This window comes from Paenibacillus sp. SAF-068 (assembly GCF_051967555.1).
Lineage (GTDB): Bacteria > Bacillota > Bacilli > Paenibacillales > Paenibacillaceae > Paenibacillus.
The window spans coordinates 1329720-1344321 of the sequence record NZ_JBQCJX010000001.1 but is presented as its reverse complement, the minus strand read 5'-3'; the positions used below and the strand labels follow the sequence as shown (position 1 = coordinate 1344321).

10 protein-coding genes are annotated in these 14602 nt (G+C 47.9%); 3 read left to right on the top strand and 7 right to left on the bottom strand.

Going from position 1 to position 14602, the window contains the following annotated elements; translation table 11 throughout:
- Positions 1–262: 262 nt before the first annotated feature.
- From ACTHPG_RS05945 to ACTHPG_RS05925, 5 genes are all read right to left on the bottom strand, one after another.
- Entirely contained in the window at positions 263–3346 is a 3084-nt protein-coding gene (locus ACTHPG_RS05945; protein ID WP_440388220.1) for a X2-like carbohydrate binding domain-containing protein, read from the bottom strand.
- 393 nt (positions 3347–3739) lie between these two features.
- Positions 3740–4621, bottom strand: a complete 882-nt coding sequence (locus ACTHPG_RS05940; RefSeq protein ID WP_440388219.1) for an SMP-30/gluconolactonase/LRE family protein — start codon at positions 4619–4621, stop codon at positions 3740–3742.
- 15 nt (positions 4622–4636) lie between these two features.
- Positions 4637–5299, bottom strand: coding sequence for an SGNH/GDSL hydrolase family protein (locus ACTHPG_RS05935; protein ID WP_440388218.1), 663 nt, complete (start codon positions 5297–5299; stop codon positions 4637–4639).
- A 36-nt stretch (positions 5300–5335) separates the two neighbouring features.
- Positions 5336–6124, bottom strand: coding sequence for an alpha/beta hydrolase (locus tag ACTHPG_RS05930; RefSeq protein WP_440388217.1), 789 nt, complete (start codon positions 6122–6124; stop codon positions 5336–5338).
- 143 nt (positions 6125–6267) lie between these two features.
- Positions 6268–7101, bottom strand: a complete 834-nt coding sequence (locus tag ACTHPG_RS05925; RefSeq protein ID WP_440388216.1) for an AraC family transcriptional regulator — start codon at positions 7099–7101, stop codon at positions 6268–6270.
- A gap of 128 nt (positions 7102–7229) precedes the next feature.
- Between ACTHPG_RS05925 and ACTHPG_RS05920 the strand changes: the two genes are divergently transcribed.
- From ACTHPG_RS05920 to ACTHPG_RS05910, 3 genes are all read left to right on the top strand, one after another.
- On the top strand, positions 7230–9257 hold the full coding sequence (locus ACTHPG_RS05920) for a beta-galactosidase (RefSeq protein WP_440388214.1): 2028 nt from the start codon (positions 7230–7232) through the stop codon (positions 9255–9257).
- Between the two features lie 440 nt (positions 9258–9697).
- Positions 9698–10642 carry a helix-turn-helix transcriptional regulator gene (locus ACTHPG_RS05915; protein ID WP_440388213.1) on the top strand — a complete coding sequence of 315 codons (945 nt, stop codon included), beginning with the start codon at positions 9698–9700 and terminating at the stop codon, positions 10640–10642.
- Between the two features lie 46 nt (positions 10643–10688).
- The gene (locus ACTHPG_RS05910; protein WP_440388212.1) at positions 10689–11378 is read left to right on the top strand and encodes an AlkZ-related protein; all 690 of its coding nucleotides are present in this window, start codon (positions 10689–10691) and stop codon (positions 11376–11378) included.
- Positions 11379–11481: 103 nt separating this feature from the next.
- Here the strand turns inward: ACTHPG_RS05910 and ACTHPG_RS05905 are convergent, their stop codons facing one another.
- Positions 11482–12996 (bottom strand): UxaA family hydrolase, encoded by a 1515-nt coding sequence (locus tag ACTHPG_RS05905; protein ID WP_440388211.1) that lies wholly within the window; start codon positions 12994–12996, stop codon positions 11482–11484.
- The gene (locus tag ACTHPG_RS05900; RefSeq protein ID WP_440388210.1) at positions 12993–14510 is read right to left on the bottom strand and encodes a tagaturonate reductase; all 1518 of its coding nucleotides are present in this window, start codon (positions 14508–14510) and stop codon (positions 12993–12995) included. Before ACTHPG_RS05900 ends, ACTHPG_RS05905 begins: the two co-directional genes overlap by 4 nt.
- Positions 14511–14602 lie beyond the last annotated feature (92 nt).

Genomic DNA, 14602 nt, shown 5'->3' with positions numbered 1-14602 from the left:
CCCCTTGTCTAATCTTTCCTCTATATCTGTACAGGCTATACCCACTATTATATATCGGTTATAAACACGTTCCAGTGTTAGCGGTTACATTAAATTTAAATTGATTGTACATCTTTTTTATATCCTAAAATGATCCTTTATACAATGGTAACTATCTATAGTTTACACTATATTTCGACAAAATAAGAAGTCCTGACTCGCCATTTGGTCATTTGGCGAATCAGGACCCCTATTTACTATCCTTTATTTCGTTAAATCACTCCTACGGTTCAATGCCCCATTGTAGATTTCCAGCGATATAACCGGTGACTTTGGACCATTCGGTATAGGAAGTCTGACTACCTGCAAAGGAGTAATCATCCGTTTGCGTATAGTTGGTCCAATTGCTCTTGGAGATGCGAGAATGGATTTCCGTGCTTTGTCCCGCACTCAATGTGCCAGCCGAGGCCGTAAAACCGATCTCAAGCACGTGGTCAGCACCTGTCCGCACTGGATTGATTGCACTGAATGTGCCTGTTACATTCGAACTGCCAGCACTCGCCCAGTCCGCGAAAAAGTTCTGCGGCTGATCACCGTTAATGGTGTAATAGTATCTGATTTTCACATCAGACAGATTCAATGCCGCAGTGCCCGTATTCGTCAGTTTGAATTTGGGACTGATGGAGCTGCCCGTTGCCGATGTGTTGCTATTAAACATTTCAATGCGTATATTTCCAGCTGGTGCAGCTGTCGTGTCTTTAATGAGCAGATTCAAGGTCGCATGAGCGCCTGCGCTGAATTGAAAGGATAGAGCCGCTGCGCCATTTGGCAGTGAAGACAGGTAATTTTTACTCAATACGACCTCATTACCTGTTAAGGTGTAATCTGTACCTGAAACCAGCGTTGCATTCCCGTTACGAATGGATACAAGTGTATTCCCGTTCAACGTTAATGTGACTGGAATATCAACCTGATTGCCTGCTTTACGATCAAATTCCGCTGTAACCGGTGTAATCGCAGCGTTGGTCACTGGTGCTGTACCCCCGCCGTCCCCGCCGCCATTGTTACCTCCAACACGGTCAGCATACAAGATTCCGCGGCCATTCGTTCCGAGATATACTCTGCCATACAGACGCGGATCACCCGTTATGGTGGTTACACGAGCATACTGATGCTGATCATCGTTGATACGAACCCAATGGGCACCACCGTCATCGGAGCGGAAGAACCCACGTGTTCCATCGATCTGGGCAACCGTGTACAACGCAACAACACTCTGCCCAGGGGCCGCTTTACCAAATCCGATACTGTCTGCTTCCTCTACATTGGCAAGCTTCGTGAAGGTCGCTCCTGAATCCGTAGAATGCCATAATCCGTATGGCCCTTCTTCCTCACTACCACCTGCAAACCAGAGTTCGCCTTCAACACCTGGAACGGCATCCAGATCAGCATTTCCTGCCATTGGAAGTCCGGTCGCTGGCGATGTCGTGAAGGTGGCACCACCGTTTACACTCACATAGATTTTACCCGCTGCAAATCCATAGAATTTGTTTGGGTTTACACGATCAGAAATCACTTTCGCCTGTGCAGGTATTCCTGTACTTGCCGTCCAGGAATTGCCGCCAGTCGAGTAATGTACACCTTTGTCTGATGTGCTCCACACCAATCGATTACCATTGGAGGAGATGGCTACAGTTCCCCCTCCGGTTGTGCCGGCAGGTTCTACACTCGCTTTATACCATGTAGTGCCTCCATCACTGGACAAACCAATGGATCTTGCGTTTGGATCGGCAGCATAATCTGCTTTTCCTACGCGAACCATCGTATTCGGACTTAACTCTGCAAAATCAAGACTTTCTGTGGAAGAATAGTTTGGATTCGTAAATATGGTTGTTGGCACCTGGTCCAGATTGTTATGACGGAAACCTGAGACATCTCCCACTCCACTTAACAAATGTGCACCACTTGGCGGGCTGATCAGATCCAGTACGGCAATCTCTTCGACACCCTTCGCCATCACTGAAATATTGATTTTTTTATCATCATCCCAATCTGTCAGGTTATTCGTTCCATAGATCGTTGCCCCTGTTCCATACATCATGCGATCCGAATCAAACGGATCAATCTCCAGATCACCGATCATCCAGCCCAGTTTTGGAGTTGTTTCGGGCGGGGCAGGAGTCGTGCCAAATGTGAGCCATGGCGCTGCCGAAATATCCTGTGTATACCGTAACTTCCGGTTCGGATATCCTTCAAATTCCCATATGCGTGTCCATGTCGCTCCGCCATCTGTACTGCGGAACAAAGTGGCATCCGGCCACCAGGAATTCAATGTCGCAACCATCAATGTACCTGGATTCTGTGCATCGACAGCCAATCCGCCATATCCAAAGTAATTATCTGTGCTGCTGCTTGGAACAGGACTGATGTTGGTCCAGACACCCGTTGAGGTATTCAGCTTCCATACATCGCCTTTCTCCCCATCATAAGGTCCAACACCATCGCTGTAAGTAATATAGAGGCTACCGTCTGCATCAAGCACACCATGATGCGGGATATAACCTGTAGGTTGACCGGCAACAGCTGACCAGGTCAGGCCGCCATTCGTACTGCGATATACACTTTGAGCTTTATCCGCAACACCCACATAGATTGTCTGGGTTGCTTGTCCTGCCGAACCTGTTGTTTTGTCAAACGTAATCCATGCCAGACCTACGATGTCACTGGTATACTCATTCGAAGGGTCTTGCACATAATTTCCCGGATTCGGAAAGCTTGTGACTTCGTTCCAGGTTACACCGTAATCTGTACTTTTCCATAATCCATGACTACTTCGTGCACCAAAATACAGGATACGGTTATCATTTGGGTCCACGCTCAGGCGTTCTCCCATCGAACGTCCTGGCATGTTACCACCTACTTTGAACGGAAGTGTTGTGGTCTGCCATGTATCTCCCCGATCCGTAGAACGCAAGATGGAACCATTATTTTGGTCCCACGAATTCGTATACGTCCCAACTGCCATATACACTCGATCAGGATCAACCGGGTCCGTAGCCAGTGCATCCACACCATTCTTGTTCCAATCATCCCAGCCAACAAAATCCGTTAAGGGTATCCAGCTCTCATCAGCCGCATTCCAGCGATAGGCTCCCCCGATATCGGTACGTGCATAGATGAGATCCTTTTCCGACTCGTTGAAAATAATGCCCGGAACAAACCCGCCTCCTGCACCAGTCACCACATTTTTCCACTCATAGGCTTCACTTGGTGCCGCCGATGTAGTTCCAGCAAGTCCTCCCAGCGAAGCGGTTACAACAGCAACCGTCAGGCTCATGATTCGTAATTTCCCCATAAACTTTCTCATATCAACTTATCCTCCTCTTCCAATTGGTTACTGCATTTCGGTCTATCCCCGCTGTCTCATCGTGCTGATGAAGGCGTGCCAGACGAATCAATGCATCCCTTGATACAAGAAGCCTCACCCCCTTTCAGCCATTTATTAAGCGCTTACAAAATCACTCTTAATTCGTCGTCATATGGATAATTCTTTCAATAAATAACATTCGATGGAAAACGCCTGACACCTTCATTCACTTTCCTATTTATGTAAAATATTTTCAGTGTTTTATCTTGTTTACACAACAAAAAAGATGCTGTTATAACAGCATCTTTCGACATGGCATGTAAAAGTCTAACTTATAACACCGTTGCTTTTCGGAAAATCCAAGTAGCGGTTCACCACATGATTGATACATGTTTATTTTGAGCTACCATAAACATGTGTCTCTTGCCCTTTAACCCCCGGTCGAATGACAAAAAGTGAGCCCGCATCCGGTGTCTCTTTCAGACGATCTTCCTTAATCCCTATACGCGCTGTTGTGATGTACAAATCTTCGAGGTCCTTTCCGCCAAAACAGCAGGATGTTACCTGATCTGCCGGCACATCGATCTGTTGCAGCAGTTCTGATGTATTCGGATTCCAGCGAGTGACTCTTCCCCCGCCCCAGTGCGCAACCCATAGCATGCCCTCACCATCTACCGTCATGCCATCCGGATAACCGAATTCCTCCGGTATGTGAATGACACTTGTCCGATTCTGGATCGTACCTGCTTCTAGATCAAAATCAAACCGGTCAATAGAACGTGTCGGGGTATCAATGTAATACATGGTCTGCCGATCCGGACTCCAACCCAGGCCGTTGGATGTAGATACACCTTGTACCATCGTGCGCACAGGTTGTCCTTCCTCCAAACAATACAGCGAACCGGCTTGGTTCTGATTGTTCATGCTCATGGTACCTGCCCAGAAGCGGCCCTTCGCATCGCACTTGCCATCATTAAATCGATTGGTATCCTTATCTTGTTCAGGGTCCTCAATGGCTTGCAGGTCACCCGTAAGCAAGTGATAGATGTGGAATCCACTGCGTAAAGCAACTACAACTTCGTCCCCACGATAGGGAACAACAGCACCGACATGTTCACCGACATCATAAGCTTGATCCTGCCCTGTGGCCGGATCATACACATGCACCTTGAAGCTTTCAATATCTACCCACAATAATCGATTGTTCTCCGCATCCCAACTTGGGCCTTCCCCAAGCAATGCCGGGGTGTGTACTGCTATTGTTACTTCACTCATGCCATCACGTCCTTTTTAAGATTTGACGCCTCCTGACCATTCGAATCCGATCGCATCCAAGAATGCTTTGGACAGTACCATATGGCCCGTTGCATCCGGATGTACCCGGTCATAAGTCAGCACAGACGTATAGAAATGGTCCCAGAATGGGGCAAATGCAGCCTGTGTATCCACATACACCGCATCATACTCACTGGCTACCCTGCGTACCGCTTCCCCGTAGATATCCATTGTTGCCCGCATCGGGTCTTCCGGATTGGCCTCAAGATAATAAGGCGTCATCAATACCAGACCTTTCAGGTTGGGACGAACCGAAGCCACCAGTTCACGCAAGGTGGATTCGTATTCTTCCAGGAACACATGGGAGTCTGTTGACAATGGGTTGTCGAACTGACGCCATACATCATTAATGCCGATCATGATCGTTAACCAATCCGGTTTAAGGTCCAGTACATCACGATTCCAACGCTGTTTCAGATCACGAATCGTATTTCCACCATTACCCACATTCTGAATACGCAACATCAATTCCGGATAGATGGACCGCAAGAGTGCATAAACTTGTGCAACATAACCATGGCCCAGACCTGAACTGCCTTCGCCTACAGGATGTTCCCGACCACAATCCGTAATCGAATCTCCGATAAACAGAAGCTTGTCATTTTTCTGCAATTTCATCGTCGTTTTCTCCTTCGCTCCAAAGCGCTAATATCATTACCAGCCTTGATTCTTAAGCCACGTCAAGCACAGATCAGACCAGGCACGAACCGCTTGGTTATCTTCAGCCAATCCCAGACCATGGGAGCCCTTCTCAAAAACGTGCAAGTCATAAGGAATTCCGTGCGCGCCCAATGCAAGTGCGTAACGCAAGCTATTTTCCACAGGTACTGCCTGATCATCACTGGTGTGCCAGATGAACGCTTCCGGAGCATCCGCTCTTACCTGCTGCTCAGCGCTGAAAGCCTTGATCTGCTCAGCTGACGCATTGGCCCCCAGTAAATTTTCACGGGAACCGGCATGTCCATAGGACTCCATCGTAATGACCGGATAACAGAGGATAACCCGGTCCGGACGTGAACTTTGACGTTCAATCGGATCTTCGTGATCCGGTTGTCCCTCGTCATACAACGTTCCCAATGTTGCTGTAAGATGTCCGCCTGCGGAGAAACCGAGCACTGCAATCTTGGCAGGATTGATACCGTACTGCTCGGCATTTGCACGAACATAACGGATAGCACGCTGACCATCTGTTATCGGAGCAGGATGCTGGTGAGGCGCCACCCGATATTTCAGGACAAATGCGCTTATGCCCGCTCTGTTCAACAATTCGGCTATTGGAGCGCCTTCATGATCAGCCAAAAATCCATAACCGCCCCCTGGACATACAATGACAGCGCTCTCGGAACCAGGCTGAACAAATGGAATCAAATGTGGCATTTCGTCTTCATGGCCCTGCGCTGCATAAGGTGCAGCATGATCCCATAAGGGTATCGTTGTTGTCATCTTCATTCATCCTCTCCAAATAAAACGGAACCACGGCTCCGTTTAAACGTTTTCCAATCTCAGGAATCGATACCATCATAACGGGAATGACCCTAACGCATCAATACCTTCCTGGCATAACTTTTTGTTCATTCCGGTACATGTTAGTACAAATTACGGAACTGTTCAGGAGTAACCCCCTCAATCCTGCGAAAGGTAGCAACAAAATGGCTTGCATCCCGAAAGCCCACCCGAACGGCGGTTTCCCTAATCGTCAAAGAAGTATCCCCGGTCATGATTTCCTTGGCCTTGCGAATACGCAGCAGAATGAAATAACTATAGGCTGTCATGCCGAAGGACTGCTTGAACAAGGTGTTCAGATGTCTGGAAGAGATCCCCGTTACGGTAGCCATATGTTCGAGCCCAATCTCGGGATTTGCATATTGCTGTTCCATGAATGCAATGAGCGGAGCGAGTCTCTCCACGGCATGTGAGATGGAAGAACGGTTGCCTGTCATACCATGTTTTTTGAGCAAAATCAGAAATCGGTATATGTCCGCTGACGCCTCAAGTCCCGACAAATCCTGATCACTTCTGATCGAATCCAGCACTTCCTGACCGTAATCATTGAATGGGCTGCTCTGCTCCCACTGATGGAACGCCGCTTCACCCATACCAAGCGATTCCATAATGGCAGGACACTGCGAACCGCCAAATGTAATGTAAAGTGTCTCCCACTCTCCCTGGGCACGCACATACTCATGCGGTTCATTCGGCGGCAGCAAAATACCCGATGCTTCCCCCAGTATGACCGTGGACCCGGAAAACTTGAATTCCCCGGCTCCTTTCACGGTCTGAAGCCAGTGGTAACATGGATACCCCACAGGTCTGGACACCTTCTCCTGATTGCCATTATAACCTAAGCTCTCAATATACAGGGGAAGTGGCTGATCACGTGATGTCATGAAATATCGTTGATGTCGGGGTGAGATAAACATGGGCTGGCTCCTTGGATATAAGCTGAAATATACTTCCGTATTCTTATATGATTCATTACTTTTATTATATTTTAAAAGTCATATGTATCATATAGTATAGGATTATTCTTATACAAGAGGTGAACACATTGATTAGCAGCAAACTGCCCAAAATGTTCTACGGGGGCGATTATAATCCGGAACAGTGGGACCACGAAACCCACCTTGAAGACCTGCGCATGTTCCAATTGGCAGGCATAGATATTGCCACAATCAACGTATTTTCATGGGCACTGATTCAGCCTGATGAAGTTACTTACCGTTTTGAAGAACTCGACCAACTGATCAATCGTCTATATGAGAATGGTGTCTATATATGCCTTGCAACGAGCACGGCTGCCCATCCGGCATGGATGGCGAAGAAATATCCCGATGTGCTTCGTGTAGATGCTGATGGACGCAAACGCAAATTCGGTGGGCGACATAATTCCTGTCCCAACAGCCCGACCTATCGCAAATATGCCGAGAAGATTGCAGATAAACTGGCCGAACGTTACAAGGATCACCCCGCTGTTCTCGTATGGCATATCTCCAATGAATATGGCGGTGACTGTTACTGTGATAACTGTGAGAAAGCGTTTCGCGTGTATCTGAAAGAACGCTATGAGACTCTGGAACAGGTTAACAAAGCATGGAACACGAATTTCTGGGGGCATACCTTCTACGATTGGGACGAGATTGTGCTACCGAGCAACCTGAGCGAACATTGGGGTAACAACAATTCAACATTCCAGGGAATCTCGCTGGACTACTCCCGCTTCAACTCAGACAGCATGCTGGATTGTTATCTGTTGGAATACGATGCGATCAAAAAACACATTCCGAACTCCGTTGTGACTACCAATCTGATGGGATTCTTCAAGCAATTGGACTATTTCAAATGGGCCAAATATATGGATATCGTTTCTTGGGACAGCTATCCCGGTCTTGCAACACCTGTCAGCTTCACGGCAATGGCTCATGACCTTATGCGCGGATTGAAGGATGGTCAACCGTTCATGCTTATGGAGCAAACACCAAGTCAGCAGAACTGGCAGCCCTATAACTCACTGAAACGTCCAGGTGTCATGCGTCTGTGGAGTTATCAATCTGTTGCGCACGGGGCAGATACCATCATGTTCTTCCAGCTTCGCCGCTCCATCGGTGCCTGTGAGAAGTATCATGGTGCAGTTATTGAGCATGTCGGACACGAGAATACACGTGTATTCCGCGAAGTCGCTGAGCTTGGCAAAGAATTGCAGATCCTTGGTGACAGCACGCTGGATGCATCGGTTGAATCCAAAGTAGCGATTGTGTTCGACTGGGATAACTGGTGGGCCATCGAAAAATCAAGCGGACCTACGGTTGCCCTGAACTATGTGGATCAGATCCACAAATACTACGCAGCCTTCTTCCGCCGCAACATACAAGTAGATATCATCAGTGTCGATACGGATATGAGCAAATACGACATTGTCCTGGCCCCTGTCCTTTACATGGTTAAACCAGGATTTGCCGCCAAAATGGAGAAGTATGTTGAAGCAGGTGGAACATTCCTGACAACCTTCTTCAGTGGCATTGTCAACGAGAACGATCTCGTGACCACAGGTGGATATCCGGGAGAACTCCGTAAACTGCTCGGAATCTGGGTAGAAGAGATTGATGCGCTGCTGCCTGAGCAAAAGAATCGCATTGTCCTCAAAGAAACCTACGGCGATCTTCAAGGAGAATATGAATGCGGTATGCTGTGTGACCTGCTGCACAGTGAAGGAGCCGAAGTCATCGCGGAGTATGGAGACGACTTTTATAAAGGCATGCCTGTTGTGACACGCAATACCTTTGGTCAAGGTGAAGCCTGGTACGTTGCATCCGATCCGGATGAGCGCTTCCTGGATGGTTTCCTGGGACAGCTTGCAGCAGCCAAAAACGTGGAATCCTTGCTTGAGACACCGGAAGGTGTTGAAGTAAGCGTACGGACCAAAGACGGCAAACCCTACCTGTTTGTCATGAATCATAATGCAACCACACAATCCTATGATCTCGGTACAGCCAAGGCACATGATCTGCTCACCGATCGCGAGCTTTCGGGCAGCGTTGAGATTGAAGCACGAGGGGTACAATTGCTCGAAATGAAATAAACGCTTTCGCTAAATTGGTAATATTGGAATCCTTTACACAAAGGAAAACACGTGATACAAAGTGTCACATATCCATTCCTTTTATGCTTGTTATTGTCTTCATCGAAGATATTGGTATATATTCCAGACCTTTATCATCTTTTATAAGCCAAAAGCTGCTACTTCCCGTATCTGTCCACATCAGATACGGGTTTTTGGTATTATCTGTCGTTTTTTTGATAGAAGGAAATATCAGCAGGGAGAGCGAATTGGACGAGACATACATTTTAACGAAGCCCGCCGGAACATGTTGATGCACACCAAGTAGCTGATTCATTAAAAAATAAGGATGCAGCCAAAATATTGGTGACATTCATGATGTCACCAAAGAGCTGTTACAATAGAAATCTAACTACGGCATCACTTTCCGGCGGCGCAATGATCGAAACGGAGTGGCTGACATGAACAGAACAAATCGGCTTGCTGCCATCGTAATGGCGTTACAGCATGGTCACGAAACGGCACACTCATTAGGAGAGAAATTTGAAGTTTCCCGTCGCACGATTCTCCGGGATATTCAGTCCCTCTCCGAGATGAATGTGCCCATTATTGCCATTTCCGGTCCGGGTGGCGGTTTCAGACTTATAGAAGGTTACGTATTGCCTCCATTACAGCTGGACCCCGTAGAGGCAGCGACGCTCATATTCGCTCTTGAGGGTCTGAGTCGTTACGCCGACACACCCTTTCATGAGAAACGCTGGACCCTGCTGAACAAAGTTAAGACCATCATTCCGGATGACATCATGGCCCGAATTGATCCCATGCTCAAACAGTTGCATCATCATATTCCTGACCGCAATTACATTCTTCCTCATCTAGACGCACTGCTGGCATGCATACCCGAACACGGGTGGCTAAATGTACTCTATCGCTCCGTATCGCGTCAGCGATGGTTGCAGATCTGTCCCACACGGGTGTATGCTTCCTCCGGCTTCTGGTACTGTGAAGCATATTCCATCGAACATGGTGAACAGCGTCTGTTCCGGGTGGACCGAATTATCGAAGTCAAGGCGATCGAACCCCAGGATACACAGATGCTTAACGAACAGATGCAGCAACAGTGCAGCAAACCAACTCCCCCAGAACAACCGCCAACCCTGGTTAGAGTGCAGCTGAGTTATCGGGGCATGATTGAAGCCGAACAGGACGAGCATATCGGTGAAAAGATGACTGAAATTGCCCCGGATCTCTGGGAATTGTCCTTTCTCTGTCCGCCGGGGGAATGGGAATGGGCCGTACGATTCTTTTACCGATTGGGACGTGAAGCTGAAGTGATTGAACCTCGCAAACTTCGCAGCGAGATTCGTCAGCATGCCGAGGAAGTAAGCCGAAGATACCTCGCATAAAACAAGTCGTAGCCTGACTACACCAAAAAGGAGCCTACTGATTATCATGACATATGAACCCGTTATAACGTATGAAGAAGCAATACAGCGTATCCAGTCTATAGGGCTGCTCCCTCTGGCCCCCCTATTCGCCGAATATCCTTCTCTATCATCGTTAACACCGAAAGAACATTGGCACAAGGATGATGAACTCGATCCCTGGTTATGGCGTTCACGCCTGGCTGAAGAAGGCATTGCTGCATATGGAAAATTCGTCAAAAAGAAAGCGCTTCTTGTCTCGTGTGAATACTTTCCCTGGGTACACCGACTGCTTGCCGATTCCAGAACGATCAAGGAACAGTATGATGCAGGTCTGCTCTCCCGTGAAGCCTTTAAACTCCATGCGCTAGTTGCAGAACAGGAAGGCATCGATGGACGTGCCTTGAGATCACAAGCCGGTTTCGGGGCAAAAGAGGACAAAAAAACATTTGACCGTGGGCTGCTGGACCTTCAGGGCTGTACAGCCATTGTGATCAGTGGAACCAAAGAAAAAGAGGGGCTCGCAGAAGGCAAAGTCGCATGGAACAGCTCCTCCTATGAGACCGCGGATCACTGGATGCAACGTCATGGCATTAAGCCATTTGAAGGCAGCGTAGAAGAGGCACGTGAACTGTTGATGGAGCAATTACAGAAACACGCATCAACCGCAGCATTATCAAGCATCACCAAGGCACTGGGCATCCGTGAAATAAAATAAAGTAAAGCCACTCCCCGTTGTCGTGCACATTTCAACCGGGAGTGGCTGTGGTTCACCATATAATGTCTTGCAGAAGATAAACCCCTTCCACCCAGAAATGGATCTAGAGAATCACGCCATCCTTGAATATGGCAATCTCCCGGAATCCATGCTGCTCACTGAGTGTATGTGATCGTCCTGAAGCAATGTCAATCAGCTGGCTGAACAGCTGTACTTTGACCTCATCCATCGTGCGCCCCTCTAACAGCTGGCCTGCATTGAAGTCAATCCAGTGTTTTTTGCGGTTCGCAAGATCGGATTGGGTTGCAATCTTCACGGTAGGTACCGGACCTCCGAATGGAGTCCCCCGCCCTGTAGTGAAAAGCACAATATGTGCTCCGGCAGCAGACAGTGCCGTAACAGATACCAAGTCATTACCCGGTGCTTCCACAATGTTCAGACCCGTTTGAGTCACCCGTTTGCCATAGCGTAGAACGTCAACTACCGAAGAACGTCCCCCCTTTTGGGTACATCCAAGTGACTTTTCCTCCAGCGTTGTGATGCCGCCAGCCTTATTACCAGGTGAGGGGTTCTCATAGATGTTCTGCCCATGGTTCACAAAATATTGCTTAAAACCATTCACAAGGTCCACCAAATCATGAAATACCTTTTCATTGGCAGCTCGATTCATTAAGATTGTTTCCGCACCAAACATCTCGGGAACTTCAGTCAGAATGGCCGTTCCCCCGGCAGCAACCAGCATATCCGCAACGGAACCAACCAGCGGATTCGCTGTAATACCGGACAACCCGTCCGAACCTCCGCACTTCAGTCCAATTTTGAGTTTGCTGAGCGGAAGGGGCTGCCGTTGTTCATGTTCCGCGATCTCCACAAGTTCTTCCATTAATCGGAGCCCTTCCTCAAGCTCGTCATCCGTTTCCTGTGCTTTGAGAAATCGTACTTTACCAAGATATTCCGGAGCAATACATTCACGGAACTGGTCAACCTGATTGTTCTCACAACCCAGACCGATGACCAGCACGCCTCCTGCATTCGGATGCTCCACCAAGGAGGCTAACAGCTGTTGTGTATATTTCAGGTCATCGCCAAGCTGTGAACATCCGAATGGATGTGGAAAGTGAAACACACCATCTACCCGGCTTACAAACTGGGACTGCCCCATACGTGCCAAAGCTTCACACACTTTATTGATACATCCAACCGTATTCACAATCCAGATCTCATTACGAATACCTGCTTCACCATTAGGGCGCAAATATCCATCGAATGATTGCAGATGTTCCGGAGGCATGTCCGTCTGAACCTGCAATCCCGGTTGGTACTCATATTCAAGCAATCCGTGCAGACCCGTCTTCAAGTTGTGACTATGAATCCAGCTTCCCTGCTCAATCTGCTCTTTCGCAATGCCGATAGAGAAACCATACTTCATCACATCATCACCCGGTGCCAGCGTGTGCACAGCTATCTTATGCCCTTTGGGCACGTCATCCAGCAGGGTAAAAGAAACTCCGCCTGGCAGAGTAATGCGTTCTCCTTTAACATAATCCCGAAGCGCGATAATAACATCATCCTGTGGTTGAATGGCAATCCAATCATTGATTGTACTTGTGGTGTTCATTTCCCTTCACCTTCCAATATACCGATTTCACGAACAAGTGCTGCACGCAACCCTTCTCTTGCATCCAGATTTCCACCCCAGATCAGGGTATCTGACAACACAGCCGCTACGCGGTTATCCAGTTGTTTCTGATCCTTGTTAAGCTTGTCATAGCCGTCCCAGTGAGCTGCCAAAGCAGCCAGGACATCCGGATCATCCCGCAGCAGAATGTCTTCTCCATTCAGTCGTTGTGCCTTGTAGCCATCTACTGTATTAACAGGACGATAGAGACACAGTAATCCAGCGAACCCCTGAATTAAACGTTCTGGCCAACCTCCCTGATTTTGCTCGTAAGACAAAAGTGTAGGCAGCACACGAACCTTGAATTTCCCGATCGTATTTAGTGCAATATCTTGCAATTTGTGATCAATATGCGGGTTAAGGAATCGTTCGAACACTTCTTCCGCATACTGGTCCAGCTGATGATCGGGCATATCCAGAGCAGGGACGATCTCCTGATGCACAGCTTCCCTGATCCATGATCCAAACTGTGGGTCTTCCATCGTTTCTCTCACATGCTGCTTGCCTTGGAGAATGCCGAGGGATGACATTAAGGTATGTGCCCCATTCAAAATACGAACCTTGCGTATCTGAAAAGGCTTCAGATCTTTCACCCAATGGACATTGAGGCCTGCCTGTTTGAGAGGAAGTTTTTTGTCCAATGATTCATCACCCTGGATGGCCCAAAAATGATATGGTTCTGCCGTATTAATCAGCTGGTCCTCATATCCCCAGCGATTCGTCAGGGAATCGGCTTCTTCTTGGGTCGGCGCACCTGTGACAATTCGATCTACCAGATTGTTCAGGAATTGATTATGGTTCTCGATCCAAGAGCGGAAACCATCGGAATACCCATAATCCTCACTGTACCGGAGGACACAACTGCGCAGCACATCACCATTGCCCTCAAGCAGCTCGCATGGCAGATGAATCAAACCTCTGGATGGATCACCATCAAATTTTAAATATCGCTGATGCAGGAAAACCGTTAATTTCCCCGGAAATGATTGAACGGGTTTCCCCTCGATATAGTCCGCATACGTATATTTCAATCCTGATTCGGTTGTATTGGAAATAACGAACTCAAGTGAAGGAAGTTCCGCCAAGTTCAGAAAGTCATCCCATTCCTCATACGGATTTATACACTGTGAGAAAATGGAGATCAACTCTGTGCGCTCCACTGGTTTCCCTTGAGACAGCCCTCGCGTAATCATTGTATATAATCCGTCCTGATCACGAATCTGCTCCAGTTTGGCTTTGCCTCCCGGTCGTGGTTGCGTCACAGCTACACTTCCATGAAATTTGCCTTGTCTGGCACTCTCATGAAGCATCCAGTCTGCAAATCCCCGCAAGAAATTACCTTCTCCAATCTGCAAAACCTTCACGGGACGCTCCATAATCTCCTTGCACTTGCGCTGACCATCGCTTCCCAGTAAATTCAGCTTCAACCTTGGCCGTTTTGTGCTTGCCGACATGGACACTCACCTCATCGATTATTTGTACTGTCGGAGTGCAGTTCAAAGGCTCTGCACCCTTTTATTGTAAACGCTTTAAATTCATTGTATCA